This is a genomic window from Streptomyces sp. rh34 (assembly GCF_002551245.1).
In the GTDB taxonomy this organism is placed as follows: domain Bacteria; phylum Actinomycetota; class Actinomycetes; order Streptomycetales; family Streptomycetaceae; genus Streptomyces.
Window position 1 is genome coordinate 1 of the sequence record NZ_NTGZ01000053.1, and the last position, 25,103, is coordinate 25,103.

At 71.2% G+C, this 25,103-nt stretch carries 22 protein-coding genes and 2 pseudogenes; 13 read left to right on the top strand and 11 right to left on the bottom strand.

Annotation, left to right across the window (positions count from 1 at the left end; genetic code table 11):
- The 4 genes and pseudogenes from CR470_RS12950 to CR470_RS12965 form a co-directional block, all read right to left on the bottom strand.
- Nucleotides 1–732 (bottom strand): annotated as a pseudogene (locus CR470_RS12950) (hypothetical protein); the annotation flags it as partial.
- Nucleotides 733–873: 141 nt separating this feature from the next.
- Nucleotides 874–1,845 carry an ABC transporter substrate-binding protein gene (locus CR470_RS12955; protein ID WP_097867745.1) on the bottom strand — a complete coding sequence of 324 codons (972 nt, stop codon included), beginning with the start codon at nt 1,843–1,845 and terminating at the stop codon, nt 874–876.
- An 84-nt stretch (nt 1,846–1,929) separates the two neighbouring features.
- Nucleotides 1,930–2,604 carry an ABC transporter permease gene (locus tag CR470_RS12960; RefSeq protein WP_097867746.1) on the bottom strand — a complete coding sequence of 225 codons (675 nt, stop codon included), beginning with the start codon at nt 2,602–2,604 and terminating at the stop codon, nt 1,930–1,932.
- A 3-nt stretch (nt 2,605–2,607) separates the two neighbouring features.
- Entirely contained in the window at nt 2,608–3,378 is a 771-nt protein-coding gene (locus CR470_RS12965; protein WP_097867747.1) for an ABC transporter permease, read from the bottom strand.
- A gap of 196 nt (nt 3,379–3,574) precedes the next feature.
- Between CR470_RS12965 and CR470_RS12970 the strand changes: the two genes are divergently transcribed.
- The 7 genes from CR470_RS12970 to CR470_RS13000 all read left to right on the top strand — a co-directional run bounded on the left by CR470_RS12970 (nt 3,575) and on the right by CR470_RS13000 (nt 9,881).
- Nucleotides 3,575–4,780 (top strand): ABC transporter ATP-binding protein, encoded by a 1,206-nt coding sequence (locus tag CR470_RS12970; protein WP_097867748.1) that lies wholly within the window; start codon nt 3,575–3,577, stop codon nt 4,778–4,780.
- A gap of 197 nt (nt 4,781–4,977) precedes the next feature.
- The gene (locus CR470_RS12975; protein ID WP_097867749.1) at nt 4,978–6,807 is read left to right on the top strand and encodes a phosphatidylglycerol lysyltransferase domain-containing protein; all 1,830 of its coding nucleotides are present in this window, start codon (nt 4,978–4,980) and stop codon (nt 6,805–6,807) included.
- Nucleotides 6,808–6,830: 23 nt separating this feature from the next.
- Nucleotides 6,831–7,691: a dihydropteroate synthase gene (folP, locus tag CR470_RS12980; protein WP_441350778.1), complete on the top strand. Its 861-nt coding sequence runs from the start codon at nt 6,831–6,833 to the stop codon at nt 7,689–7,691.
- Nucleotides 7,688–8,161, top strand: coding sequence for a nuclear transport factor 2 family protein (locus CR470_RS12985; protein ID WP_097867751.1), 474 nt, complete (start codon nt 7,688–7,690; stop codon nt 8,159–8,161). Before folP ends, CR470_RS12985 begins: the two co-directional genes overlap by 4 nt.
- 190 nt (nt 8,162–8,351) lie before the next feature.
- Nucleotides 8,352–8,711: a dihydroneopterin aldolase gene (gene folB, locus CR470_RS12990; RefSeq protein WP_097867752.1), complete on the top strand. Its 360-nt coding sequence runs from the start codon at nt 8,352–8,354 to the stop codon at nt 8,709–8,711.
- Complete coding sequence (gene folK, locus CR470_RS12995; protein ID WP_097867753.1) at nt 8,708–9,319, top strand: 2-amino-4-hydroxy-6-hydroxymethyldihydropteridine diphosphokinase; 612 nt, start codon at nt 8,708–8,710, stop codon at nt 9,317–9,319. The genes folB and folK overlap by 4 nt, the downstream gene beginning before the upstream one ends.
- Before the next feature lie 73 nt (nt 9,320–9,392).
- A complete protein-coding gene (locus CR470_RS13000; protein WP_097867754.1) occupies nt 9,393–9,881 on the top strand; it encodes a DUF3180 domain-containing protein in 489 nt (162 codons plus the stop codon).
- Nucleotides 9,882–10,103: 222 nt separating this feature from the next.
- On the opposite strand, the gene folE is transcribed toward CR470_RS13000, so the two are convergent.
- The 6 genes from folE to dacB all read right to left on the bottom strand — a co-directional run bounded on the left by folE (nt 10,104) and on the right by dacB (nt 17,793).
- Complete coding sequence (gene folE, locus CR470_RS13005) at nt 10,104–10,709, bottom strand: GTP cyclohydrolase I FolE (protein WP_018514307.1); 606 nt, start codon at nt 10,707–10,709, stop codon at nt 10,104–10,106.
- Nucleotides 10,710–10,867: 158 nt separating this feature from the next.
- Entirely contained in the window at nt 10,868–12,925 is a 2,058-nt protein-coding gene (gene ftsH, locus CR470_RS13010; RefSeq protein WP_097867755.1) for an ATP-dependent zinc metalloprotease FtsH, read from the bottom strand.
- Nucleotides 12,926–13,108: 183 nt separating this feature from the next.
- A complete protein-coding gene (hpt, locus tag CR470_RS13015; RefSeq protein WP_003968263.1) occupies nt 13,109–13,648 on the bottom strand; it encodes a hypoxanthine phosphoribosyltransferase in 540 nt (179 codons plus the stop codon).
- Nucleotides 13,649–13,745: 97 nt separating this feature from the next.
- Complete coding sequence (gene tilS / locus CR470_RS13020) at nt 13,746–14,870, bottom strand: tRNA lysidine(34) synthetase TilS (RefSeq protein ID WP_097867756.1); 1,125 nt, start codon at nt 14,868–14,870, stop codon at nt 13,746–13,748.
- A 247-nt stretch (nt 14,871–15,117) separates the two neighbouring features.
- Nucleotides 15,118–16,254: a zinc-dependent metalloprotease gene (locus CR470_RS13025; protein WP_097867757.1), complete on the bottom strand. Its 1,137-nt coding sequence runs from the start codon at nt 16,252–16,254 to the stop codon at nt 15,118–15,120.
- An 81-nt stretch (nt 16,255–16,335) separates the two neighbouring features.
- The gene (gene dacB, locus CR470_RS13030) at nt 16,336–17,793 is read right to left on the bottom strand and encodes a D-alanyl-D-alanine carboxypeptidase/D-alanyl-D-alanine endopeptidase (protein WP_097867758.1); all 1,458 of its coding nucleotides are present in this window, start codon (nt 17,791–17,793) and stop codon (nt 16,336–16,338) included.
- Nucleotides 17,794–17,906: 113 nt separating this feature from the next.
- Between dacB and CR470_RS13035 the strand changes: the two genes are divergently transcribed.
- Both CR470_RS13035 and CR470_RS13045 read left to right on the top strand, forming a co-directional pair.
- Nucleotides 17,907–18,401, top strand: coding sequence for an inorganic diphosphatase (locus CR470_RS13035; protein ID WP_018959738.1), 495 nt, complete (start codon nt 17,907–17,909; stop codon nt 18,399–18,401).
- A 188-nt stretch (nt 18,402–18,589) separates the two neighbouring features.
- On the top strand, nt 18,590–20,293 hold the full coding sequence (locus CR470_RS13045; protein ID WP_097867759.1) for a threonine/serine ThrE exporter family protein: 1,704 nt from the start codon (nt 18,590–18,592) through the stop codon (nt 20,291–20,293).
- Nucleotides 20,294–20,424: 131 nt separating this feature from the next.
- On the opposite strand, the gene CR470_RS13050 is transcribed toward CR470_RS13045, so the two are convergent.
- A complete protein-coding gene (locus CR470_RS13050; protein WP_097867760.1) occupies nt 20,425–21,150 on the bottom strand; it encodes a DedA family protein in 726 nt (241 codons plus the stop codon).
- 150 nt (nt 21,151–21,300) lie between these two features.
- Here CR470_RS13050 and CR470_RS13055 point away from each other — a divergent pair, with 150 nt between their 5' ends.
- From CR470_RS13055 to CR470_RS13070, 4 genes and pseudogenes are all read left to right on the top strand, one after another.
- Nucleotides 21,301–21,666, top strand: a complete 366-nt coding sequence (locus tag CR470_RS13055; protein ID WP_097867761.1) for a YbjQ family protein — start codon at nt 21,301–21,303, stop codon at nt 21,664–21,666.
- Nucleotides 21,667–21,760: 94 nt separating this feature from the next.
- A pseudogene (locus CR470_RS13060) lies at nt 21,761–22,827 on the top strand (ion channel protein).
- Between the two features lie 176 nt (nt 22,828–23,003).
- The gene (wrbA, locus tag CR470_RS13065) at nt 23,004–23,627 is read left to right on the top strand and encodes an NAD(P)H:quinone oxidoreductase (protein WP_097867762.1); all 624 of its coding nucleotides are present in this window, start codon (nt 23,004–23,006) and stop codon (nt 23,625–23,627) included.
- Between the two features lie 43 nt (nt 23,628–23,670).
- Entirely contained in the window at nt 23,671–25,098 is a 1,428-nt protein-coding gene (locus tag CR470_RS13070) for a glutamate decarboxylase (protein WP_097867763.1), read from the top strand.
- Nucleotides 25,099–25,103 lie beyond the last annotated feature (5 nt).

A 25,103-nucleotide genomic window follows, 5' to 3' on the forward strand; every position in this document is an offset into this window, starting at 1 on the left:
CTTGCCAGCCCGCTCAGAGATGTGTATAAGAGACAGGTGCTGGTGGTCCCGGTGCTCGCCCGCCCCGGGGGCCGCCGCGTGCTTCCCCCGCGGGCCCTCCGCCTCCGCGTCCCGGTGCCGGCCATCGACGGCCGCCTGACGCTTCCGGACCGCCTCCACCGTCCGGCGGGTCTCCTGGAGCGCCGCGTTGCGCGTGAGGTTCATCAGGGCCTCGTCCGCGCGCCGGTACGACTCGGGGGTCGGCGTGGACCGTGCGGGCAGCAGCTCCTTGGGGGTCGCGGCCTCGATGGCGAGCTGCCGACGGCCCTCCAGCGCACTGGCCCGCTCGGTCTCGGCGTTGGCGTAGCGGCGCAGCAGTCCGGCGTGCTCCCCGCGCAGCCCCGCGAGCTCGACGCGCTTGCGGCGGAGCTTGGTCTCCAGACGGGTGCGCAGCGCGCGCGACTCCTCCAGATCCTGCTCCAGCTCGGCTATCCGCTCCTCGGCCCGCCATTCGTCACGGGCACGGGCCCGGGTCAGCTCGGCGACCCGCAGCCCCGCCTCCCGGTCCCAGCTGCGCATCAGATACGCGCCGGTGACGGCGGCGGCCGCCACGGCGGCCACCAGCCCGCGCAGGACCAGGGGTTCGGCCAGGAGCCAGGCGCCGGCGGCACCGACGACCGACACTCCCGCCACCACGGAGGGGGGCAGGATTCTGTGGAGGGGCGGCGAATGGCGGTGGCGTCCACGTGGCATGGCCTGAAATTTACCGTGTGTACGGGCCACTTGGGGGGCCGCCCGGCAATCTGTTCCCCGCCGGTTACCTCGCGGCCCCCCAAAGGCCCTCCACCCGGCCCTTTACCCGGTGATCGAGCACCACTGCTCCGGGATCGAGCACTACTTCTTGATCAGGTCCTTCGACTCCAGATACGCCTTGGCCACATCGGCCGGCTTGGCGCGCTCGGCGTCGACCTTCCGGTTCAACTCCGCGAGATCTTCCGTGGTGAGCGTGGAAGTGAGCTTGCCGAGGGCGTCGGCGATCTCCGGCGCGCCCGCGTCCTCGGCATTCAGAACAGGAAGGACGTTGTCCGCGTTCTGGAGCTTCTTGTCGTCCTCCAGGAACACCAGTCCGTCCAGCACCGCGTCCGTGGTGGTCGTCAGGACCAGCTGGACCTTGCCGTCGCGAACGGCCTGCTTGGACTGCGGGGTGCCGACGCCCTTGGGGTCGATACCGGTGACGTCGATGCCGTACGTCTTCTTCAGACCGGGCGCGCAGAACGGCCGCACCTCGCACTCGTCGCCCGCAGCGATCTTGACCTTGATCTTCGACTTCCCCAGATCGGAAAGTGTCGTGAGGTTGTTCTTCTCGGCGAATTCCTCCGAGACCGCGAAGGCGTTCTGGTCGACGGCCTTCCCCACCGGGAGGACCTTGAGTCCCAGCGGCCCGGCGAGCTTTTCCAGCGCGGCCACCGTGGCGGCGGCGTCACCGGAGGCCACGGGCTCGGCCTGGGCCTTCTTGGCCCCGTTGACCTTGGCGTTGAGGAATTCGGCGATGGTGGCGGCGTACTCCGGTACGACGTCGATCTCGCCCTTCTCCAGCGAGGGCTCGTACAGCTCACGGTTCTTCACCGTGGTGACCGAGGTGCTGTATCCTGCGTCGTCCAGGATCTGCGCGTACAGCTCGGCGAGCACCTTGGACTCGGTGAACGAGGCCGAGCCGACGACCAGGGAGCCCTTCTCGCCGTCGCCGGCCGAGGAGCCCGAGCCGCCCTTCTCCTTCTCCAGGCTGTCGCCGCCGCAGGCCGCGAGCGACCCGGCCAGCGCCACCATGCCGACGACCGCTCCAGCTATCCGCGAGGTCCTGCTCATATGCGTTGTTCTCCGTCCGAACAGATGAAAAGTGACCAGAAGTAAAGTGACCGGCTGAAAGTGAGCCGGAAGACAGGTGCGCCCTCACGCGGGGCGGCGACGGCGCAGCGGTGACAGCAGCCGGTCCAGCCCCACCAGCGCCCCTTCCACCAGCAGGGCGAGGCCGGCGACCAGGACGGCGCCCGCGAAGACCTGGGCGGTGTCGTAGGTGTTGAACCCGGCGGTGATGATCCGGCCGAGACCGCCGAGGCCGACCATCGCGGCGATCGACGCGGTGGCCACGACCTGGACGGCGGCTGACCGCAGCCCGGTCATGATCATCGGGTAGGCGAGCGGCAGCTCGACCCGGACGAAGAGCTGCCCGCCCGACATCCCCATGCCGCGCGCGGCCTCCACCACGGCCCGGTCCACCTCCCGCATCCCGACATAGGCGTTGGTCAGCAACGGCGGCACCGCGAACAGCACCAGCGCGATGATGGTGGGCCAGTACCCCGAGTTGCGCAGGGGCGTGACCATGAACAGGGCCAGCACCGCGAAGACCGGGACGGCCCGCCCCACGTTGGAGATGTTCACCGCGAGCGCACCGCCCCTGCCGATGTGCCCCAGATACAGGGCGAGTGGCAGGGCTATCGCGCAGGCCACCGCGAGGGCGACCCCGCTCACGTACAGATGCTCGCCGAGCCGGTGCGCGGCCCCGCCGTCGCCCGACCAGTTGGCCCCGGTGGTCAGCCAGGTCCAGGCATCGCCGATGACTCCCACGGGTCAGCCCGCCTCCACCTTCGCCGGGGCGGGCAGGCCCGCCGGTCCGCCCGGTCCGTCCGGGCCCGCCCGCCTGTCCCCGCCCGTCCCGGGCGTCCGGGACGCCCCGGATATCCGGGTCCACGGCGTCAGCACCCGCTGGAGGCCGAGCAGCAGCAGGTCCGCCGCCACCGCGAGCAGTACGCACAGGACCGAGGCGGCGAGCACCTGGGCCTTGAAGAAGCTGGGCAGCGCGTCCTCGATGAGATTGCCGAGGCCCCCCTTGCCGACGAGCGAGCCGACCGTGGTCAGCGCGACCGTCGACACGGTGGCTATCCGCAGCCCCGCCATCACCGCGGGCAGCGCCAGCGGGAGCTCCACCTCCCACAGCAGCCGCGCCGGCCCGTACCCCATGCCCCGGGCCGCGTCCCGGGCCTCCCGCGGCACCGCTTCGAGCCCGGCCAGGATGTTGCGTACGAGGATGGTCAGCGAATAGAGCACCAGGCCCGTGACGACGAGCGCGGCCGACAGTCCGAACAGGGGCAGCAGCAACGAGAACATCGCCAGCGAGGGCACGGTGTAGAGCACGGTCGTCAGCCCGAGCACGGGTCCGGCGAACCGTCGGCCCCGGCGGGCGAGCAGCGCCAGCGGAAAGGCCACCGCGAGCCCGATCAGCACCGAGACCACCGTGATCCCGATGTGCTGCACGGTCGCATCGGTCAACTCCTGGCTGCGGGAGCGCAGATACTCCCCGCAGATCCAGTCGTTCGTCACCAGGCAGTTCTGCTCGGCCATCCGCCCCCACCTCCTGTTTTCGCCCGTAGTCCCGGATTCCGTCGTTCCGGACCTCGTCGTTCCGGACCACGGCGGCCCGGATCACCGCCGGATCGAACTGACGACTGGCGAGCCTATCCTCGACCACTGACATTCGCGGAGGCTGTCGTATTCCGGCAACATGCCCTTCACAGAACGCCCTCCACAATGGGGAACCATGATCCGTTTCGAGCATGTCACCAAGCGGTACGCCGACGGCACCACCGCCGTCGACGACCTTTCCTTCGAGGTCGCCGAGGGTGAACTGGTCACGCTCGTCGGGCCTTCCGGTTGCGGCAAGACGACCACCATGAAGATGGTGAACCGGCTGATCGAACCGACCGAGGGCGGGATATTCCTCGACGGGGACGACATATCCACCATCGATCCCGTCCGACTGCGCCGCCGCATCGGCTATGTGATCCAGCAGGTGGGGCTCTTCCCGCACAAGACGGTGCTGGAGAACACCGCGACCGTTCCCCATCTGTTGGGCTGGAAGCGCGGAAAGGGACGCGAACGCGCCGCCGAACTCCTCGACCTCGTCGGACTCGACCCTTCCGTTTATGGCGACCGCTATCCGGAACAGCTTTCCGGCGGTCAGCGTCAACGCGTGGGCGTGGCCCGCGCCTTGGCCGCCAATCCACCCGTTCTCCTGATGGACGAGCCATTCGGTGCGGTCGATCCGGTGGTCCGCGAACACCTCCAGAACGAATTCCTGAAACTCCAGGCCCAGGTGCGCAAGACCGTGCTGTTCGTCACGCACGACATCGAGGAGGCCGTCCGGCTCGGCGACCGGATCGCCGTCTACGGGCAGGGCCGCATCGAGCAGTTCGACTCCCCCGCCACCGTGCTCGGAGCCCCCGCGACCCCGTACGTGGCCGACTTCGTCGGCGCGGACCGCGGGCTCAAGCGGCTCTCGGTGACGCCCATCGAGGAGAGCGACCTCGACCAGCCGCCGGTCGTCCACCTCGACGACCCGCTGGCCACGGCCACCGAACGGCTCAGATCCCAGGGCGCGCGCTGGGCGGTCGTCCTGGACAGCCGGGACAACCTCCACGGCTGGATCCCCGCCGACGCGAGGGCCGACGCGGCATCCGGCGGCGTGCCGGACACCGCCAAGGGCGCCGTCCGCGCACACGCCCGCCGGATGGAGGCCTGGCTCCCGCTCGGCGCCCCCCTCAAGCAGGCCTTCGCCACCATGCTCCAGCACGACGCGGGCTGGATCGCCGTCATCGACAAGGAGAGCGAGGGCCGCTTCCTCGGCGTACTGACCCCCGCCCGGCTGCACGAGGCGCTGCGCCGCTCGATCGACGCGGACGCCCAGGACGTACCGCGCGCCGAGGTCGCCGTGGAGACGGTCGCGACGGTCGCCCGGACCACCTAGGTGTGTTGTCCGGACAGGTTGGTGACGCATCCGGCCCGGCCCGAGTGATTCCGTAGGTCCCGTACCGGGCCGGATTCGGGAAATTTCCGGAATGTGGGTGAACCCGCGCTCCACAACCCACGTCCTAGAGGGCGCACATCGTCCGTGGGGCTCCGGCCGGCGGACTCAAGGAATCTCTCGCGAAGCCACGGGAAGCGATGTCTGTCACGCCAGATGGGGATAGTTCGGTGTCGGTTCCGCAGCGCGTCCGCCGGTTGCTCCGCGGGCCGCGCCCCGAATCCGTACCGGCGCTCGTCGGTACCGCCTGCACCGTCGTCGGCCTGATCGACATCGCCGCCGGGGTCTTCCCCCGCTTCCGGCACAGCCGGATGCACACCCTCGCCGAGGTGCTCCCCGGGGCGCTCGGCCCGTTCGCCGCCGCGCTCTCGCTCAGCGCGGGCATGCTGCTGCTCCTGCTCGCACACGGGCTGAAACGGCACAAGCGGCGGGCCTGGCGCGCGGCGGTGATCCTGCTGCCCGCGGGGGCCGTGGCCCAGTTCACGTACCGCCACTCGATCGTCGGGGTGCTCGTCTCCCTGGCCCTCTGCTGGCTGCTGGTACGCCACCGGGACCAGTTCCGGGCGCTGCCCGACCCCCGCAGCCGCTGGCGCGCCCTCGCCAACTTCGTCCTGCTCGGAGCCGGTTCGCTGGGACTCGGGCTGATCATCGTGAGCGTCCACCCCGGCCGGGTCGTCGGCGACCCGTCCATCGCCGACCGCCTCCAGCACGTGCTGTACGGCCTGTTCGGCGTCGAGGGGCCCGTCGACTACGCCGGGCGCACCGGCTGGACCGTGGCCTACTCGCTGGGCGCGCTCGGCCTGCTCACCGCCGTCACCACCATCTACCTCGCCTTCCGCCCCGAACACCCTGCCGCCCGCCTCACCGAGGACGACGAGAGCCGGCTGCGGGCCCTGCTGGAGCGGCACGGCGGCCGGGACTCGCTCGGCCACTTCGCGCTCCGCCGCGACAAGGGCGTCGTCTTCTCCCCCAGCGGCAAGGCCGCCGTCTGCTACCGGGTCGTCTCCGGGGTGATGCTGGCCGGCGGCGACCCCATCGGCGACGTGGAGGCCTGGCCGGGCGCGATCGAACGGTTCATGGACGAGGCGCAGGCGCACTCCTGGGCCCCCGCCGTGATGGGCTGCAGCGAGACCGGCGGCCAGGTCTGGACCCGGGAGACCGGACTCACCGCCCTGGAACTGGGCGACGAGGCGGTGGTGGACGCAGCGGATTTCTCCCTCGCCGGACGGGCCATGCGGAACGTGCGCCAGATGGTCAAGCGCATCGAACGAGGCGGCTACGAGACCCGGGTCCGGCGGGCACGTGACATCGGCGACACCGAACTGGACCGGATCCGCCGCGCCGCCGCCGACTGGCGCGGCACCGACACCGAGCGCGGCTTCTCCATGGCGCTGGGCCGGATCGGCGACCCGGCCGACGGCGACTGCGTGATCGCCACCGCCCACTTGCCCGGCTCCGGTACGACGGACTCCCCACACGGCGACCTGAAGGCGGTCCTCCACTTCGTCCCCTGGGGGCGCGACGGCATGTCCCTGGAGCTGATGCGCCGCGACCGCTCGGCCGACCCCGGCATGAACGAGCTGCTGATCGTCGCCTCACTCCAGGCCGCCGAGAAGCTCGGCGTCGCCCGGGTCTCGCTGAACTTCGCCATGTTCCGCTCCGCGCTGGCCCGCGGCGAGCGGCTCGGCGCGGGGCCGGTGCTGCGCCGCTGGCGCGGGCTGCTGATCTTCCTGTCGCGCTGGTTCCAGATCGAGTCGCTGTACAAGTTCAACGCCAAGTTCGAGCCCCGCTGGGAGCCCCGCTTCGTGGTCTTCCGCACCAGCCGCGACCTGCCCCGCATCGGGATCGCGGCGATGCGGGCGGAGGGCTTCGTGAACCTCTCGCTGCCCCACCCGTTCCGCCCGCGCCGCCCGCGCCCGTGCGGCCACACGCTCCACGGCGCCCAGGAGCACGACGTACGCGCGGCCTGACGGACACCGCCTAGGCTGGTGGTATGAGTACGTCACGCACGCGGGGCACGGTCCGAGGACTGCCGGAGTGGGACCGCTGCGCGGTCATGGGGGTCGTCAACGTGACGCCCGACTCCTTCTCCGACGGCGGCCGCTGGTTCGACACCACGGCCGCGGTAAAACACGGTCTGCACCTGGTGTCCGAGGGCGCGGACCTGGTGGACGTGGGCGGTGAGTCGACCCGTCCCGGCGCCAGCCGGGTGGACGAGGCCGAGGAGCTGCGCCGGGTCGTCCCGGTCGTGCGGGGACTGGCCTCCGAGGGCGTCACCGTCTCCGTGGACACCATGCGCGCCCGCGTCGCCGAGCAGGCCGTCGCCGCCGGGGCCGCCCTGGTCAACGACGTCAGCGGCGGCCTCGCCGACCCGGACATGATCCCGGCGGTCGCCGCCGCCGAGGTCCCGTTCGTCGTGATGCACTGGCGCGGCTTCAGCGAGTCGATGAACAGCCGCGCGGTGTACGGGGATGTGGTCGCCGAGGTCCTCGACGAGCTGCGGCAGCGGATGGACGCGGTGATCGCCGGCGGCGTCGACCCCGAGCGCGTCGTGATCGACCCCGGCCTCGGCTTCGCGAAGGACGCCGCCCACGACCTGTCGCTCGTCGCGCACCTGGCCGGCCTGCACACGCTGGGCCGTCCGCTGCTGGTGGCCGCCTCCCGCAAACGTTTCCTCGGGCACGTCCTGGCCGGGCCGGGCTCGGCCCCGCCGCCCGCCCGCGAACGCGACGCGGCGACCGCGGCCGTCTCCGCGCTGGCCGCGTCGGCCGGAGCCTGGGCGGTCCGGGTCCACGAGGTACGGGCCACCGCCGACGCCGTCCGCGTCGCCCGCGCGGTCGAGGGAGCCGCGTGAACGAGGAACACGCACAGGCCGCCGCCGACATCGCGGAGGTCGAGGCGGCCAACACCGCCTTCTACGAGGCGCTGGAACGCGGCGACCACGACGCGCTCTCCGAGCGCTGGCTGCCGGGCGAGGACCTCACCGTCTCCTGCGTCCACCCCGGCTGGCCGGTGCTCACGGGCCGCGGCGACGTGCTGCGCAGCTACGCCCTGATCATGGCGAACACCGAGTACATCCAGTTCTTCCTGACCGACGTCAACGTCTCGATGACCGGCGACACCGCCCTGGTCACCTGCACCGAGAACATCCTCAGCGGCGGCCCGGCCGAGGAGGGCAACGCGCTGGGCCCGCTCGTGGGCCAGCTGGTCGTCGCCACGAACGTGTTCCGGCGCACCGCCGACGGCTGGAGACTCTGGTCCCACCACGGGTCGCCCGTCCTGACCGAATCCGATGAGGACGACGACGAGGAAGCACCCTCCTGAGTGGGTACGGGACCGGTAGGGGTTGGAACCGATGACCACCGGGTATGGGCGGCTACCAGCCCGGTGAGGCGCGGTCCCCGGCCCCCACGGGCGAGCACTGTCGGTGCTCGCAGGTAGATTCGAAAGAAGGCACCTCGTCGCCCGCACGCGGCCGGGTGCCTCTCGACCAACGACAGCAGGAGTGATTCGCGTGGATCGTGTCGCGCTGCGCGGCCTCAAGGCCCGTGGGCACCACGGTGTCTTCCCCCGGGAACGGGAAGAGGGCCAGACCTTCATCGTCGACCTGGTGCTCGGCCTCGACACCCGCCCCGCGGCAGCCACCGACGACCTGTCCCGCACCGTGCACTACGGCGTGGTGGCCGAGGAGGTCGTCGCCGTGGTGACCGGCGAACCGGTCGATCTGATCGAGACGCTCGCCGAGCGCATCGCCCAGCAGTGCCTCAAGCACGAAGGCGTCCAGGAGGTCGAGGTCGTGGTGCACAAGCCGGACGCTCCGATCACCGTCCCCTTCGACGACGTGACCATCACCATCACCCGGAGCCGATCATGACCGCATTTTCCACCGAAGGGCAGAGCGACCCGACCGTACAGCCGGTTCCGACCGCCGTCGTCCGGCAGGTGGACGCCGCCGACGTCACGCTCTCCAACCCCAAGATGGCCGTGATCTCCCTCGGCTCCAACCTGGGCAACCGACTGGAGACCCTCCAGGGGGCCGTCGACGCCCTGGAGGACACCCCGGGCCTCCGGGTCAAGGCCGTCTCCCCGGTGTACGAGACGGAGCCGTGGGGCGTCGAGGCGAACTCCCAGCCCTCGTACTTCAACGCCGTCATCCTCGTGAAGACGACGCTGCCCCCCGCCTCCCTGCTGGAGCGCGGCCAGGCCGTCGAGGAGGCCTTCGACCGGGTCCGCGAGGAGCGCTGGGGCCCGCGCACCATCGACGTCGACATCGTGGCGTACGCCGACGTCCTCTCCGACGACCCGGTGCTCACGCTCCCCCACCCGCGCGCCCACGAGCGGGCCTTCGTCCTCGCCCCCTGGCACGACATCGACCCCGAGGCCCAGCTGCCCGGCGCCGGCCCGGTGGCCCAGCTCCTCACCGAGGTCGGGCGCGAAAGCGTCCTGCCCCGCGCCGACCTGGAACTGCGCCTGCCGGAGTAATCGTTAGGCTCGACGACGGTGGTCCGGCGCACGGCCGGACCGGGCACAGGCGGCGCGAAGGGCGGCTCACTCGGTGAAGCAACTACGGCTCGGGGTACTGGCGGGCCTCTTCGCCGCCGCCGGTGTCCTCTCCTGGGGCGGGGCCCGCCTCTGGGACTCCTTCGGCACCCTGCCGAGCGTCCCGCTGGCCGCGTCGATCGTGCTCGCCGTGATCGCGGCGATCCTCCTCGCGACCGCTCTCTCCACCCGGACCCGCCTCCGCGCCCAGCGCGAGCGCCGCCCCGGCGCCAAGGGCGTCGAGCCCCTGTTCGCGGCCCGCGCGGTCGTCTTCGGCCAGGCGAGCGCCCTGGTGACGGCCCTGGTCGCCGGAATGTACGGCGGCACCGGCGTCTTCCTCCTGAGCTACCTCGACATCCCGCCCCGCCGCGACCAGGCCATCTACGCCGGCGCGGCGGTGGTGGCCGGCATCGCGGTCATCGCGGCCGCCCTCTTCCTGGAACGCGTCTGCCGCCTCCCGGAGGACGGCAACGACCACGACGGGACGGGCGCGGCAGCCGCGTAGGGCGGTCGCCCGGTCCCGTCGCCGCCCGCGTACTGTCGCAACGCGTCGGCAAGGCAGGAGGACACCACGCGCACGCGGAATCCGGGGATGTCCCGGGCCCGGAGGCGCCCTCCCACCGCGTTGACGGTCTGCTTGCTCGGTAACCCATCGCTCATGCGGCGCTCCTCGGCCTGCTCACCATCACAGGCCGAGGAGCGTATCGGGCACCACTGTCAAACGGGGCTAGCGCGCCAATATGAGGCTCATCGCCTCGGCGCGGGTCGAGGCGTCACGCAGTTGACCGCGAACGGCCGACGTCGTGGTCTTCGCTCCGGGCTTGCGGATGCCTCGGACCGACATGCACATGTGCTCGGCCTCGATCACCACGATCGCTCCCCGGGCCTCCAGAATCCGCATGAGCGAGTCCGCCACCTGCGTGGTCAGGCGTTCCTGTACCTGGGGCCTGCGGGCGAAGACGTCCACCAAGCGGGCCAGCTTCGACAGCCCGGTGATCTTCCCGGTGTCGGCCGGGATGTAGCCGACGTGCGCGACACCGTGGAAGGGCAGGAGATGGTGTTCGCAGAGCGACATGATCTCGATGTCCTTCACCAGCACCATCTCGTCGTGCCCGAGATCGAAGGTCGTGGTCAGTACGTCCTCGGGTTCCTGGCGCAGGCCGGCCAGAATCTCCTTGTACGCCCGCGCCACCCGCCCCGGCGTCTCCCGCAGGCCCTCGCGGTCCGGGTCCTCCCCGACGGCGATCAGCAGTTCGCGTACGGCCGCCTCGGCACGCTTCTCGTCGAATTCGCCGATCGAACCCTGGCCGTCCAGCGTCACCGGGTCGGTCATCTGTGCCTCGTTCCTCTGTGCTGTCCCGTGCGCGGGTTCGCGCCCAGACCTCGCAGGCATACGGAAAAGCCGCGCCCCCACAGGCTAAAACCTGGGGGGCGCGGCATCCATTCCGGGACCGGTCCGGCCCCCGTGACGGGGGTCTCACCGGCCGCCGGTCAACTCTCGGGACGCTCCTCGGGGATCGCCTCGGTGGACGGGGCGATGTCCTTCGTCAGGTCCGTCGGGGCGATCTCCGGCGGGGTGGCCGAACCGTTGGCGATCGAGGCGCCGTTGGTGAGGGCCAGCTCCTTGGGAGAGAGCACCGGGGGCCGCGTCGACGGGGTGCGCCGGGCGGATCCGGTCCATGCCGGGCGGGCGGGACGCCTGACGAGCGGGGCGAAGATCTCCGCGATCTCGTCCTTGCCCAGCGTCTCCTTCTCCAGCAGTTCGAGCACCAGGGCGTCGAGGATGTCGCGGTTCTCGACGAGGATCTCCCACGCGTCGTTGTGGGCGGTCTCGATGAGCTTCTTGACCTCCTCGTCGACCAGTGCCGCGACCTCTTCCGAGTAGTCGCGCTGGTGGCCCATCTCGCGGCCCAGGAAGGGCTCGGAGTTGTCGCCGCCGAACTTGATCGCGCCGAGGCGCTCCGTCATCCCGTACTGCGTGACCATCGCGCGGGCCGTCGCCGTGGCCTTCTCGATGTCGTTGGCCGCGCCGGTGGTCGGGTCGTGGAAGACCAGCTCCTCGGCCGCACGCCCGCCCAGCATGTACGCCAGCTGGTCGAGCATCTCGTTGCGGGTCGTGGAGTACTTGTCCTCCTCCGGGAGCACCATCGTGTAACCGAGGGCGCGGCCGCGGGAGAGGATCGTGATCTTGTGGACCGGGTCCGACTGGGGGGAGGCCGCCGCGACCAGGGCGTGTCCGCCCTCGTGGTACGCGGTGATCTTCTTTTCCTTCTCGGACATGATCCGGGTCCGCTTCTGCGGGCCCGCCACGACGCGGTCGATGGCCTCGTCGAGGCTCTCGTTGTCGATGAGTGTCTTGTTGCCGCGCGCCGTCAGGAGCGCTGCCTCGTTGAGCACGTTCGACAGGTCGGCGCCGGTGAAGCCGGGCGTGCGTCGGGCGACGGCGCCGAGGTCGACGCCCTCCGCCACGGGCTTGCCCTTCTGGTGCACCTTGAGGATTTCCAGGCGTCCCTGCATGTCCGGGCGGTCGACCGCGATCTGCCGGTCGAAGCGTCCCGGGCGCAGCAGCGCCGGGTCGAGGATGTCCGGGCGGTTCGTGGCGGCGATCAGGATGACGCCGCCCTTCACGTCGAACCCGTCCATCTCGACGAGCAGCTGGTTGAGCGTCTGCTCGCGCTCGTCGTGACCGCCGCCCATGCCGGCGCCGCGGTGGCGGCCGACGGCGTCGATCTCGTCGACGAAGACGATCGCCGGGGCGTTCGCCTTGGCCTGCTCGAAGAGGTCGCGCACCCGGGAGGCGCCGACGCCGACGAACATCTCGACGAAGTCGGAACCGGAGATCGAGTAGAACGGCACGCCCGCTTCGCCGGCGACGGCGCGTGCGAGCAGCGTCTTGCCCGTGCCGGGCGGCCCGTAGAGCAGGACGCCCTTGGGGATCTTGGCGCCGACGGCCTGGAACTTCGCCGGCTCCTGGAGGAACTCCTTGATCTCGTGGAGCTCCTCGACCGCCTCGTCGGACCCCGCCACATCGGAGAAGGTCGTCTTGGGGGTGTCCTTGGTGATCAGCTTGGCCTTGGACTTGCCGAACTGCATGACCTTGGAACCGCCGCCCTGCATCTGATTCATCAGAAACAGGAAGACGACCACGATGAGGACGAAGGGCAGCAGCGAGAGGAGGATCGAGATGAACGGGGACTGCTTGGACGGCGAGACGGTGTAACCCTTCTCGATGTCACCCGCCTCGAACTTCTGCTGCAGCGTGTCGGCGAGCTCGACGCCCTGGTTGCCGATGTAACTCGCCTGGAACTTGCTGCCGGACTCGCCTTCGAGCTTCTGGCCGTCCTTCAGTTCGATCTTGAGGATTTGTTCGTCACCGGTGGTGAGCTTGGCCTCGTCCACCTGGTTCTTACTGATCGCCTGGATCACCTTGCCGGTGTCCACCGTCTTGTGGCCGCCAGACGAGCCGACGACCTGCATCAACACGACCACGGCGAGGACGGCCAGCACGATCCACATGACCGGCCCACGGAAGTATCGCTTCACGTCCATCCATACGGAGCGAAGACGCCCCGTCCCTCCTGCCCGTAGGTAAATGCTGCTGTTTGAAAAGACTGTTCTTCGGACGGTACCCCAGCATCGTCACCCGCGACTGCCGGGTACGACGGAGAAACCTGCTTTCGAAGCTTCAACGGCCCGAGGGCGGTGAGGGTTCCCCAGCCGGGTCGGCCGAGGTCAGCCGCCGTAGACGTGCGGGGCGAGCGTGCCGACGAAGGGCAGGTTGCGGTACTTCTCCGCGTAGTCCAGCCCATAGCCGACGACGAACTCGTTGGGGATGTCGAAACCGATCCACTTCACATCGATCGCGACCTTTGCGGCATCCGGCTTGCGCAGCAGGGTGCAGACCTCCAGCGAGGCCGGCTCCCGGGAGCCCAGGTTGGACAGCAGCCAGGACAGCGTCAGACCGGAGTCGATGATGTCCTCGACGATCAGGACGTGCTTGCCCTTGATGTCGGTGTCGAGATCCTTGAGGATCCGGACGACGCCGGAGGACTGGGTGCCGGCCCCGTACGAGGAGACGGCCATCCAGTCCATCGTGACGGGGGTGGACAGCGCGCGCGCCAGGTCCGCCATGACCATCACCGCGCCCTTGAGGACGCCGACGATGAGCAGGTCCTTGCCCGCGTACTCCGCGTCGATCTTCGCGGCCAGCTCGACGAGCTTCGCGTCGATCTCTTCCTTGGTGAGGAGCACCGACTGAAGGTCGGTACCCATGTCCTTCTCGTTCACCCACGTCTCTTTCTCTGCCTGCCGGCCCGGGAAGCGCCCCGGGCCGGGCCGGCTGTTCGCCTGCACTTCAGCCGCTTGCGCGTCAGCTCTGCCGAATGACCAGTCTGCCACCCTGCCGCATCGCCTCGACGCGGCCGGGCAGGTTGATGGCCCGCTGGCCGCGCCAGCCGGTGATCAGGCGGTCGACTTCTTCGAGGTGCCGGGCGAAGAGGGAGCCGGCGGGCGCCCCGGCCTCGATCAGCGCGCGGCGCAGCACCCGGCGGCGTACCGCGGGCGGCAGGACGTAGAGCTTGGCGCACTCCAGCCGGCCGGTCTCGTCGCGTACGGACAGCTCGGCCTCGGCGGCCCAGGTGTCCAGGGCGTCGGCGTCGTCGCGGGAGAGCTGGGCGGTGCGGGCGAGGGCTTCGACGACGCCCTTGCCGAGCGCCTTCTCCAGGGCGGGCAGGCCTTCGTGGCGGAGCCGGGAGCGGGTGTAGGCGGGATCGATGTTGTGCGGGTCGTCCCAGACGGGCAGGGACTGGACCAGGCAGGCCTTGCGGGCGGTCTGCCGGTCGAGGTGGAGGAAGGGGCGGCGGTAGCGGCCGGCCGGCCCGGAGGCGGCGGCCATGCCGGAGAGGGAGCGGATGCCGGAGCCGCGGGCGAGGCCGAGGAGGACGGTCTCGGCCTGGTCGTCGCGGGTGTGGCCGAGCAGGACGGCGGCGGCGCCGTGGCGTTCGGCGGCGGCGTCCAGTGCGGCGTAGCGGGCGTCGCGGGCGGCGGCCTCGGGGCCGCCCCCGCGTCCGACGTGCACGGCGACGGCCTCGACGGGGTCGAGGTCCATGGCGGTGAGCCGGGTGACGACCTCTGCGGCGCGGAGAGCGGATCCCGGCTGGAGGTTGTGGTCGACGGTGATGCCGCCGGCCCGGACGGCGAGCTTGCGGGCCTCGAACGCGAGAGCGGAGGCGAGCGCCATGGAGTCGGCGCCGCCGGAGCAGGCGACGAGGACGAGTGGGGTGTCGGGCCGGTCGGGGAGAGCGGGCCGGTCGGGGAGAACGGACCTGCCCGCGGCTCCGGCCTCGGCGAAGCGGGGGCGGGCGGCGTGCGCGGGGCGCCTCGCCGCGTCGGCGGGCCGGTCGAGGTCGGCGTGCCGGTGGAATTCGGTGAGTACGTCGTGGAGTACGCGGCGGACCGCCAGGCGTATCGCCGCGACCGCAGGATGGGGACCCATGTCCGGTGCCCTTCGTGGAGTTCGGGAGGAGCGTCGAGCGCCGGAACGCGTGAGTCCCGTCACTCAGAGTGCGTCGATGGTGACAGAGGCAAGCTGTTCATCGAGCATTGCACGCCCTCCCATGCCCCTACGGTCCCTCGGATGGGTGATTGGCGGACCAATATCGGCCAGGGCCTCTCGTTCGGATCAGGCCGGACCCCGCGAGCCCGGCCTGATCCGAACGAGAAGCCGTGGGGCCGTCCGATGGTCAGGATTCGGCCTTACGGTGCACCCGCGCGACCCAGTCGGCGGGCCGGGCGATCTCGGCTTTGGTCGGAAGGGTGTTCGGTGAGGTCCAGACGCGGTTGAAGCCGTCCATGCCGACCTCTTCGACGACCGATCGTACGAACTTCTCGCCGTCCTTGTACTGCCGGAGTTTGGCGTCCAGGCCGAGGAGCTTGCGCAGGGCCTGGTCGAGACGGCCGGCGCCCTGGGCCCGGCGCCGCTGGAACTTCTCCCGGATCTCGGAGACGGAGCCGACGACCTCGGGGCCCACGCCGTCCATCACGAAGTCCGCGTGTCCTTCGAGGAGGGACATGACGGCGGTGAGGCGGCCGAGCACTTCGCGCTGGGCGGGGGTCTGGACGATGTCGACGAGGCTCCGGCCGCCTTCCTCGCCCTGTTCGCCCTCGGGCCGGCCGGCGCCGGAGAGGGACTGGGCGGCCTCGCGGAGGCGTTCCAGGAAGGTCATCGGGTCGACGTCGGTCTCGTCGAGGAACGTCTGGATCTCGCCCCGGAGATGGTCGCGGAGCCAGGGCACGCCGGTGAACTGGGTGCGGTGGGTCTCCTCGTGGAGGGCGACCCAGAGCCGGAAGTCGTGCGGGTCGACGTCCAGCTCGCGCTCGACGTGGACGATGTTGGGGGCGACGAGGAGCAGGCGGCCGCCGCCGTCGGCGGAGGCGGGCAGGTCCCTGGTGGCCGGGGCGAACGTCTCGTACTGGCCGAGCACGCGTGAGGCGAGGAAGGAGAGCAGCATCCCGAGCTCGACGCCGGTGACCTTGCCGCCGACCGCGCCGAGGACGGCGCCGCCGGGCCCGCCGGAGCGGCGGTTCTCCATCTTGGCGAGCAGGGGGCTCAGCAGTTCGCGGAAGCCGGCGACGTTGGCCTTGATCCAGCCGGCCCGGTCGACGACGAGGACGGGGGTGTCCTCGGGTTCGGTCCCCTCGGGGATCATCCGGGTGAAGAGCCGGACGTGTTCCTCCGAGGCCCTGGCATGCCGCCGCAGCTCCGCGACGACGGCGCGGGCCTCCTCGCGGCTGATGTCGGGGCCGGGCCGGACCAGTCGGGTCGCGGTCGCGACCGCGAGATTCCAGTCGACCATCTGGGCATTACCGATGCTCGTCATGCGTCAACCGTACGTGAGCCCGTCGCCCGGTGGTGGGGTCTTGGCGCCCCCTTGCGCGGCTCCTCGGGTGCTGGGGGCCGCTCAGCGGGCCGGGCGGGCGAGTGCGGTGGCCAGGGCGTCGAGGGCGGGTTCGGCCTCGGCCGCGGAGAGGCTGCCGGAGGCGAGGAAGGCGAAGGCGAGCAGGCGGCCCTGGGGGTCGACGACCGTTCCGGCGAGGGAGTTGACGCCGCTGAGGGTGCCGGTCTTGGCGCGGATCAGGCCGGTGCCCTCGGAGCCGTCCTGGTAGCGGCCGCCGAGGGTGCCGCTGAATCCGGCGATCGGGAGGCCGGTGAGGACCGGGCGCAGTCCGGGGCGGTCGGGGTCGGCGGCGCGGGCGAGGAGGGCGGTGAGGAGGGCGGGGGTGACCCGGTCCTCGCGGTCCAGGCCGCTGCCGTCGGCGAGGTGGGCGCCGGTCACCGGGACCCCCAGCTTCTTCAGTTCGTTGGTGACGGCGCGGCGGGCTCCGGCGAAGTCGGCGCTCTCACCCTTGGCGATGGCGGTCTGCCGGGCTAGGGCCTCGGCGATGTCGTTGTCGCTGTTGGTGAGGGTGCGCTCGACGAGGGCGGCGAGCGGGGCCGAGTGGTGGGTGGCGACGGTGCGGGACTCACTCGCGGGGCGGGCCTCGCGGGGTGTGCCGGTGACCTTGACGCCGGCCTTCTTCAGGTGTGCGGCGAAGGAGCGGGCCGCGTCACCGGCGGGGTCGTCGGTGCGCTTCGCGGGGCCGCGGTCCGTGTCGTTCAGGCGGCCCTCGTTGACCATCAGGGCGGTGACGGGGGCGATGTTCTCGTTGGGGCTGATCGGGTGGAGCACGGGGCCGGTGTAGCGGGAGGTGTCGTAGGTGAGCCGTACCGGGCCCGCGGGGTCCTCGCCGTCCTCGCGCAGGGCGTCGGCGGCCTCGGCGGCCATCGAGCGCAGGGCCGCCTCGCTCAGCGTGGGGTCGCCGCCGCCGACGAGGGTGAGGGTGCGGGAGTCGGGGGACAGTGCGGCGGTGGTGGCGATGCGGTGGTCGGGGCCCAGGACGGAGAGCGCGGCGGTGGTGGTGGCGATCTTGATGGTGGAGGCCGGGGTCATCGGGGCGGTGGCGCCGGTTCCGTACAGCTGCTCGCCGGTTTCGGTGTCGATGACGGACGCGGCGACCGTGTCGCCGAGTCCGGGCACGCCGATGAGCGGGGCGAGGGTGTCGCGGAGCGCGGCGGCGTCCCTCGGGGCGTCGTGGGTGGTGGTGCCGAGGGCCGGGAGGACGGCCGGGGCGCTGGGGGCCGGGCGGGGGCCCTCGGGCGTCGGGCGGCCGTGATGTGCGCCACCTGTTCGGTCCGCGGTGACTGCCAGTGCCCGCTCGGCCTTACGCTGACCGTTGTCCCAGGGGCCGGCGGCGAGGACGGCGCCGGCGGCGACGACCAGGCCGAGCGTCGCGGAGCCTGCGATGACCTGCCAGGTGTACGACCCGTTGTGTCTGTTCTTCAGGACCTTCAGCCTGCCCCACGGGTCCGACGGGCGCATCGACGGTCTTTCCACCGGCTCGGCCACCGTTGACCAGCCCCTTTCGCGAGCACTCTTCTGCGTGGGGGACACTTAATCACCAGTCGTATGTGTTGATCATGGAGGAGCCACCCGTGGAGTTCGACGTCACCATCGAGATCCCGAAGGGTTCGCGGAACAAGTACGAGGTGGACCACGAGACCGGTCGGATCCGCCTGGACCGTCGACTCTTCACCTCGACCAGCTACCCGGCCGACTACGGCTTCGTCGAGAACACCCTCGGCGAGGACGGCGACCCGCTGGACGCGCTGGTCATTCTGGACGAGCCGACCTTCCCCGGTTGCCTCATCAAGTGCCGTGCCATCGGCATGTTCCGGATGACCGACGAGGCGGGCGGCGACGACAAGCTGCTCTGCGTCCCGGCGTCCGACCCGCGGGTGGAGCACCTGCGGGACATCCACCACGTGTCGGAGTTCGACCGTCTGGAGATCCAGCACTTCTTCGAGGTCTACAAGGACCTGGAGCCGGGCAAGTCCGTCGAGGGCGCCGACTGGGTCGGCCGTACCGAGGCGGAGGCCGAGATCGAGGCCTCGTACAAGCGTCTTGAGGCGCAGGGCGGCGCGCACTGACGTCCCTCTTCCGGTTCCGTTTGTGAGCCGGACGGCCGTCTCGGAACGGGCGGTACACCTTCGCGGGTGTGCCGCCCGTTTCGCTGTCCGCACTTCCGCGCGTGCGGGCCCATGCCGGTGGCCATACTGGGCACACGTGCGGCGGGACACCCGCCCAGGGGTGTGCGGTCGAGGAGGAACGAGGTCGAGTGGTGGCGGAATCGGGCGGTCCTGAGGACCAGAAGCCCCAGTCCGACGAGGCGCGGAGCGCTTTCGCTCCGCCCGCGGGGACGAGTCAGCCGGCGACGCCGCCCGAGGAGGACCATCCGACGTCGGAGTTCGCGCTGCCGACCGGTGTGCACCAGGATCAGGGCGGGCCGGCCGCGTCGGGCGGCGGCTCCGCGGGCGGTACGCACGCCGAGACGCTGAGTTCCGCTTTCACTCCGCCGAGCACGTACAAGGCCCAGCAGTCGCCGCCCGCGTTCACCCCGGCGCAGGGCATTCCGATGGTCAGGCTGACCAAGGAGGCGCCCTGGCAGGACCGGATGCGCACGATGCTGCGGATGCCGGTGACCGAGCGCCCGGCCGCGGAGTCCATCCAGCGCACGGACGACGACACGGGTCCCGCGGTGCCGCGCGTGCTCGACCTGACGCTGCGTATCGGGGAGCTGCTGCTGGCGGGCGGCGAGGGCGCCGAGGACGTCGAGGCGGCGATGTTCGCGGTGACCCGGTCCTACGGCCTCGACCGCAGCGAGCCGACGGTCACGTTCACGCTGCTGTCCATCTCGCACCAGCCGTCGCTGGTCGACGACCCGGTGACGGCGAGCCGTACCGTACGCCGCCGGGGCACCGACTACACCCGTCTGGCGGCCGTGTTCCGGCTGGTCGACGACATCACCAGCACGGACACCGAGATCTCTCTGGAGGAGGCCTACCGGCGGCTCGCGGAGATCCGCCGTAATCGCCACCCGTATCCGGGCTGGGTGCTGACGGCGGCCGCCGGGCTGCTGGCCGGTTCGGCCTCCGTGCTGGTCGGCGGCGGCTTCCTGGTGTTCGTCGTGGCGGCGGCGGGCGCGATGCTCGGCGACCGTCTCGCGTGGCTGTGCGCCGGGCGCGGGCTGCCGGAGTTCTACCAGTTCACGGTGGCCGCGATGCCGCCCGCCGCGATGGGGGTGGCGCTGACGCTGACCCATTCGACGGACATCCGGCCGTCCGCGGTGATCACCGGTGGGCTGTTCGCGCTGCTGCCCGGACGGGCGCTGGTGGCGGGGGTGCAGGACGGGCTGACCGGTTACTACATCACCGCCTCGGCCCGGCTGCTGGAGGTCATGTACTTCTTCATCGGGATCGTCGCGGGCGTGCTGATCATTCTGTACCTGGGGGTGCAGCTGGGGGCCCAGCTCAATCCCGAGGCGGAGTTCATCCCCAACGACCGTCCGGCGCTGCAGATCCTGGTGTCGATGACGCTGAGCCTGGCCTTCGCGGTGCTGCTCCAGCAGGAGCGGTCGACGGTGCTGGCGGTCACTCTGAACGGGGGCGTGGCCTGGATCGTCTTCGGGGCGATGGCCCGGACCGGAGGCATCTCGCCGGTCGCGGCGACGGCGGTGGCCGCCGGTCTGGTGGGGCTGTTCGGCCAGTTGTTCTCGCGCTACCGGTTCACCTCCTCGCTGCCGTACATCACGGCGGCGATCGGGCCGCTGCTGCCCGGTTCGGCGACGTACTTCGGTCTGCTGGGCGTGGCGCAGAACGAGGTGAACCGGGGTCTGACCTCGCTGTCGACGGCGGTCGCGACGGCGCTGGCCATCGCGATCGGGGTGAACCTGGGGAGTGAGATCTCGCGGCTGTTCATGGGGGTGCCGGGCGCGGTCGGCGGGGCGAGCCGCCGGGCGGCGAAGCGGACCCGGGGGTTCTGACCGCGCGGGGCCGCGGGCCCGTACGAACCCCGCGGGCCGCCCGACCCGTACCGCGTGCCTCGTACGACGAAGGCGCCCCTCCCCGGCCTGCGGGGAGGGGCGCCTTCGGTGCGTGCGTACGCGGCGCGAGGTCAGCGCTTGGCGTGCCGGCCGCGCTGGCCGGTGGTGGGGCCGTTGCCGCCCGCGGGGGGCCGGCCGGAGCCGTCGCCCTCCAGCGCCTCGGCCGCGGCGGCCTTCTTGCCCTGGCTGCGGGCCCTCAGCACCTCGACCACGATCGGCACCACGGAGATGAGCACGATCAGGATGAGGATCATCTCGATGTGCTCGTGCACGAAGTCGATCTTGCCGAGCATCGCGCCGAGCACGGTGACGCCGACGCCCCAGAGGATCGCGCCGACGATGTTGTACGTGATGAAGGAGCGGTAGTTCATCCTGCTGACGCCCGCGATGATCGGCGTGAAGGTACGCACGATGGGCACGAAGCGCGCCAGGACCAGGGACTTCGGGCCGTGCTTCTCGAAGAACTCGTGGGCCTTCTCCACGTTCTCCTGCTTGAAGAGGCGGGAGTCGGGGCGCCTGAAGAGGGCCGGGCCGACCTTGCGGCCGAAGAGATACCCCACCTGGTCGCCGACGATCGCGGCGACGGCGATCAGCGTGCAGACCAGCCAGAGCGGGTACTTCAGCTGCCCCGTGGTCACCAGCAGCCCCGTGGTGAAGAGCAGCGAGTCGCCGGGCAGGAAGAACCCGATCAGGAGGCCGGACTCGGCGAAGACGATGAGAAGGAGGCCGGGGAGTCCGAACGTGTTGAGCAGATAGTCCGGGTCCAGCCAGCTCGGTCCGAGCGCAAGCGTATTCAAGGGTCCGGGCTCCTGGATGGTGTGCGATGGCGGCTCTGTGGCTGCCCCAAGCTATCAACGCCCGGCCGGTGTCCTTGGTTCCAGTGGCGCACAGCGGGAATGCGCATCCCACGGTGCGGCTCGAAGCTGATCACAGGAGGTGCCACAAACATGGGCATTGAGGAATTCGGCGGTGGCCAGGCGGCCCAGGCGGACGTGCTGGTCGTCACCACGAACGACGTCCCCGGCTATCAGGTGACACAGGTCATCGGCGAGGTCTTCGGACTGACCGTGAGGTCGCGCCACCTCGGCAGCCAGATCGGCGCCGGGCTGAAGTCGATGATCGGCGGCGAGCTGAAAGGGCTGACCAAGACCCTGGTCGAGACCCGCAACCAGGCGATGGAACGGCTCGTGGAGCAGGCCAGGGCCCGGGGCGCGAACGCGGTCCTGATGATGCGCTTCGACGTCACGGAGGCGGCGGACGTCGGCACGGAGGTCTGCGCGTACGGGACGGCGGCGGTGATCAGCAAGAGGTGACGCGGGTGCGGGTCGGGCCCTGGACTGACGTGACGCGGGGCCACCGGGGCAAGATTGGGGCGTTTAATCCGTTTTGCCACCCTAGGGTAATCCGGTGGCTCCCGAATCCCCCGCGCCCCCGCCGGCTCCCCCGCACCCTCCGGCCGCCCCGGCACGGCGGCTGCTGCCGCTCGTGCTGCCCGCGATCGTCGTCGGCGTCGCCTGCGCGCTGATCCTGCTCGGGGTGAGCCTCCTGGCGGAGAGGCTCCAGGACGTGCTGTGGGAGACCTAGAACCCGATCACGGCGGCCAACTCGCGCTGGCCTTCTGGCTCGGCCGGCGGTTCGCGCCCGGTGCGCCGGGCGAGCTGTGGGTGGCACTCGCCGCGGCCGGGACGATCGGGGCCCTCTTCGGGACGCCGGTCGCCGCCGCGCTGATCCTCTCCGAGACGCTGGCCTCGCAGCCGGGCCCCGGGGCGTTCTGGGACCGGCTGTTCGCCCCGCTCGCGGCCGGCACGGCGGGCGCGCTGACCATGTCGCTGATCGCGCACCCCAGCTTCGACCTGTCCCTTCCGGCGTACGCCGGACCGCGCTGGGGCGATCTGCTCTCCGCCCTGCTGATCGCCTCGGCGGGCGCGCTCCTCGGCCTGCTCGCGGTGTACGCCTTACCGGTGGCCCACCGGGTCTTCACGGCGCTGCGGCATCCGGTGCTCGCCCTGACGCTGGGCGGGCTGGCGCTGGGGCTGCTCGGCGCGCTGGGCGGCCACCTCACCCTCTTCAAGGGGCTCGACGAGGTGAAGGCGCTCGCCGGGGACCCGGGCGGCTGGTCGGCCGGGGAGTTCGCGGGGATGGCGGTGGTGAAGACGGCCGCCCTCGTGATCGCGGCCACCTGCGGCTTCCGGGGCGGGCGGATCTTCCCGGCGGTCTTCGCGGGGGTCTCGCTGGGGCTCTGCGCCCACGCGCTGGCCGACGCGGTCCCGCCGTCGCTCGCGGTGTCCTGCGCGGTGCTGGGCGTACTGCTGGCCGTCACCCGGCAGGGCTGGGTGAGCCTGTTCACCGCGGCGGTGCTGGTGAGCGACGCGTCCGTGCTGCCGCTGCTGTGCGCGGCCACCCTGCCCGCCTGGCTGCTGGTCACCGGGCGGGCCCAGATGCAGTTGGACGGGGACGGGAAGTCGCTCCGCTGAGGAACCGCGCCCGCGGTCACGTGGACGGACCCGTCCGCAGAAGGACCGTCCGTGGAAGGACCCGTCCGACGCGCCGGACGCACGGAACCTCCGTATCGTCTGCTGCGTGCGATACAGCCCCTTTCGCACCTTTAACACCCTTACGCCCTCACGCTGCTTCGACGGAGGTACCCCGCATGCTCACGCCCGTCAACGTCGCCGTCATCTACTACTCCTCCACCGGCACCGTCGCCACGATCGCGAAGGCCATCGCCGGGGACGCGGAGCGGGCCGGGGCGCGGGTACGGCTGCGCCGGGCGGCGGAGCTCGCCCCGCAGGCGGCCATCGACTCCAACCCGGCGTGGGCCGAGAACGTGACCGCGACCGCGGACATCCCCGAGGTCTCGCCGGACGACATGGCTTGGGCGGACGCGGTGATCTTCGGTTCGCCCACCCGGTACGGGAACGTCACCGCCCAGCTGAAGCAGTTCATCGACACGCTCGGCGGGATGTGGCAGGCGGGGCAGCTCGCCGACAAGGTCTACAGCGGCTTCACCTCCAGCTCCACCGCCCACGGCGGCCAGGAGTCCACGCTGCTCGCGCTCTACAACACGATCCACCACTTCGGCGGCATTCTCGTCGCCCCCGGGTACACCGACCCCACGAAGTTCGTCGACGGCAACCCGTACGGCACCTCCCACGTCGCCGGGCAGGGCGACATCCCGGTCGGCGAGCAGACGCTGACCGCCGCCCGGGTGCAGGCCGAGCGCGTCGTGAAGTTCACCAGGGCGATCAAGGCGGGCCTGGCCGCGGAGAGCTGACGCCGCACCCCGACCGTTTCGGCCGAGAGAAGGGCCTTCCCCCATGCCCCTGCACCGCGGTGCCCACCCGGAACAGGACGAACCCTCCGAGGAGCGGCGCAGACTCGCCCTGAACCCGTTCTTCGGCGAGACGGACCCGGCGGCCGCGATGAACACCGCGCCGCCCCGGCACCGGCTGCCCGACGGGCCGCTGCCGCCGCTGACGGCGTACCGGCTGGTCCACGACGAGCTGATGCTCGACGGCAACTCACGTCTCAACCTGGCCACGTTCGTCACCACCAGGATGGAGCCGCAGGCCGGCGTCCTGATGGGCGAGTGCCGGGACAAGAACATGATCGACAAGGACGAGTACCCGCGCACCGCGGAGCTGGAGCGGCGCTGTGTGGCGATGCTCGCCGACCTGTGGAACGCGCCCGATCCGAGGGCGGCCGTGGGATGTTCGACCACCGGGTCGAGCGAGGCGTGCATGCTCGCGGGGCTCGCCCTGAAGCGGCGCTGGGCGAAGCGGAACGCGGACCGCTATCCGGCCACGGCGCGGCCCAATCTGGTGATGGGCGTCAATGTGCAGGTCTGCTGGGAGAAGTTCTGCACCTTCTGGGAGGTGGAGGCCCGGCTCGTCCCGATGGAGGGCGAGCGGTTCCACCTCGACCCGGCGGCCGCCGCCGAGCTGTGCGACGAGAACACCATCGGGGTCGTCGGCGTCCTCGGCTCCACCTTCGACGGGTCCTACGAGCCGGTCGCGGAGCTGTGCGCGGCCCTGGACGCCCTCCAGGAGCGGACCGGCCTCGACGTCCCGGTCCATGTGGACGGGGCGTCCGGCGCGATGGTGGCGCCCTTCCTCGACCCGGACCTGGTGTGGGACTTCCGGCTGCCGAGGGTGGCGTCGATCAACACCTCGGGCCACAAGTACGGCCTCGTCTACCCGGGTGTCGGCTGGGCGCTGTGGCGTACGGCGGACGCGCTGCCGGAGGAGCTGGTCTTCCGGGTCAACTACCTGGGCGGCGACATGCCGACGTTCGCGCTGAACTTCTCCCGGCCCGGGGCGCAGGTGGTCGCGCAGTACTACACGTTCCTGCGCCTCGGGCACGAGGGCTACCGGGCGGTCCAGCAGGCCTCCCGGGACGTGGCCCGCGCTCTGGCCCGCGCGGTGGAGGATCTGGGCGACTTCCGGCTGCTCACCCGGGGCGACGAGCTGCCGGTGTTCGCCTTCACGACGAACAGCGACGTCCACGCCTACGACGTGTTCGACGTGTCCCGCCGGCTGCGGGAGCACGGCTGGCTGGTGCCCGCGTACACCTTCCCGGCCAACCGGCAGGACCTGTCGGTGCTGCGCGTGGTGTGCCGCAACGGGTTCTCCTCGGACCTGGCCGAGCTGCTGGTCGAGGACCTGAAGCTGCTGCTTCCCGAACTCCGTGCCCAGAAGCACCCGTTGAGCCATGACCGGGCGACCCCGACGGCCTTCCACCACTGAGCGCG

Coding starts and splice junctions, on each gene's coding strand:
- CR470_RS12955 (WP_097867745.1), bottom strand. CDS start 1,845: ATGAGCAGGACCTCGCGGATAGCTGGAGCGGTCGTCGGCATGGTGGCG.
- CR470_RS12965 (WP_097867747.1), bottom strand. CDS start 3,378: ATGGCCGAGCAGAACTGCCTGGTGACGAACGACTGGATCTGCGGGGAG.
- CR470_RS12970 (WP_097867748.1), top strand. CDS start 3,575: ATGATCCGTTTCGAGCATGTCACCAAGCGGTACGCCGACGGCACCACC.
- CR470_RS12975 (WP_097867749.1), top strand. CDS start 4,978: ATGTCTGTCACGCCAGATGGGGATAGTTCGGTGTCGGTTCCGCAGCGC.
- folP (WP_441350778.1), top strand. CDS start 6,831: ATGAGTACGTCACGCACGCGGGGCACGGTCCGAGGACTGCCGGAGTGG.
- folK (WP_097867753.1), top strand. CDS start 8,708: ATGACCGCATTTTCCACCGAAGGGCAGAGCGACCCGACCGTACAGCCG.
- folE (WP_018514307.1), bottom strand. CDS start 10,709: ATGACCGACCCGGTGACGCTGGACGGCCAGGGTTCGATCGGCGAATTC.
- ftsH (WP_097867755.1), bottom strand. CDS start 12,925: ATGGACGTGAAGCGATACTTCCGTGGGCCGGTCATGTGGATCGTGCTG.
- hpt (WP_003968263.1), bottom strand. CDS start 13,648: ATGGGTACCGACCTTCAGTCGGTGCTCCTCACCAAGGAAGAGATCGAC.
- tilS (WP_097867756.1), bottom strand. CDS start 14,870: ATGGGTCCCCATCCTGCGGTCGCGGCGATACGCCTGGCGGTCCGCCGC.
- CR470_RS13025 (WP_097867757.1), bottom strand. CDS start 16,254: ATGACGAGCATCGGTAATGCCCAGATGGTCGACTGGAATCTCGCGGTC.
- dacB (WP_097867758.1), bottom strand. CDS start 17,793: ATGCGCCCGTCGGACCCGTGGGGCAGGCTGAAGGTCCTGAAGAACAGA.
- CR470_RS13055 (WP_097867761.1), top strand. CDS start 21,301: ATGGGCATTGAGGAATTCGGCGGTGGCCAGGCGGCCCAGGCGGACGTG.
- wrbA (WP_097867762.1), top strand. CDS start 23,004: ATGCTCACGCCCGTCAACGTCGCCGTCATCTACTACTCCTCCACCGGC.
- CR470_RS13070 (WP_097867763.1), top strand. CDS start 23,671: ATGCCCCTGCACCGCGGTGCCCACCCGGAACAGGACGAACCCTCCGAG.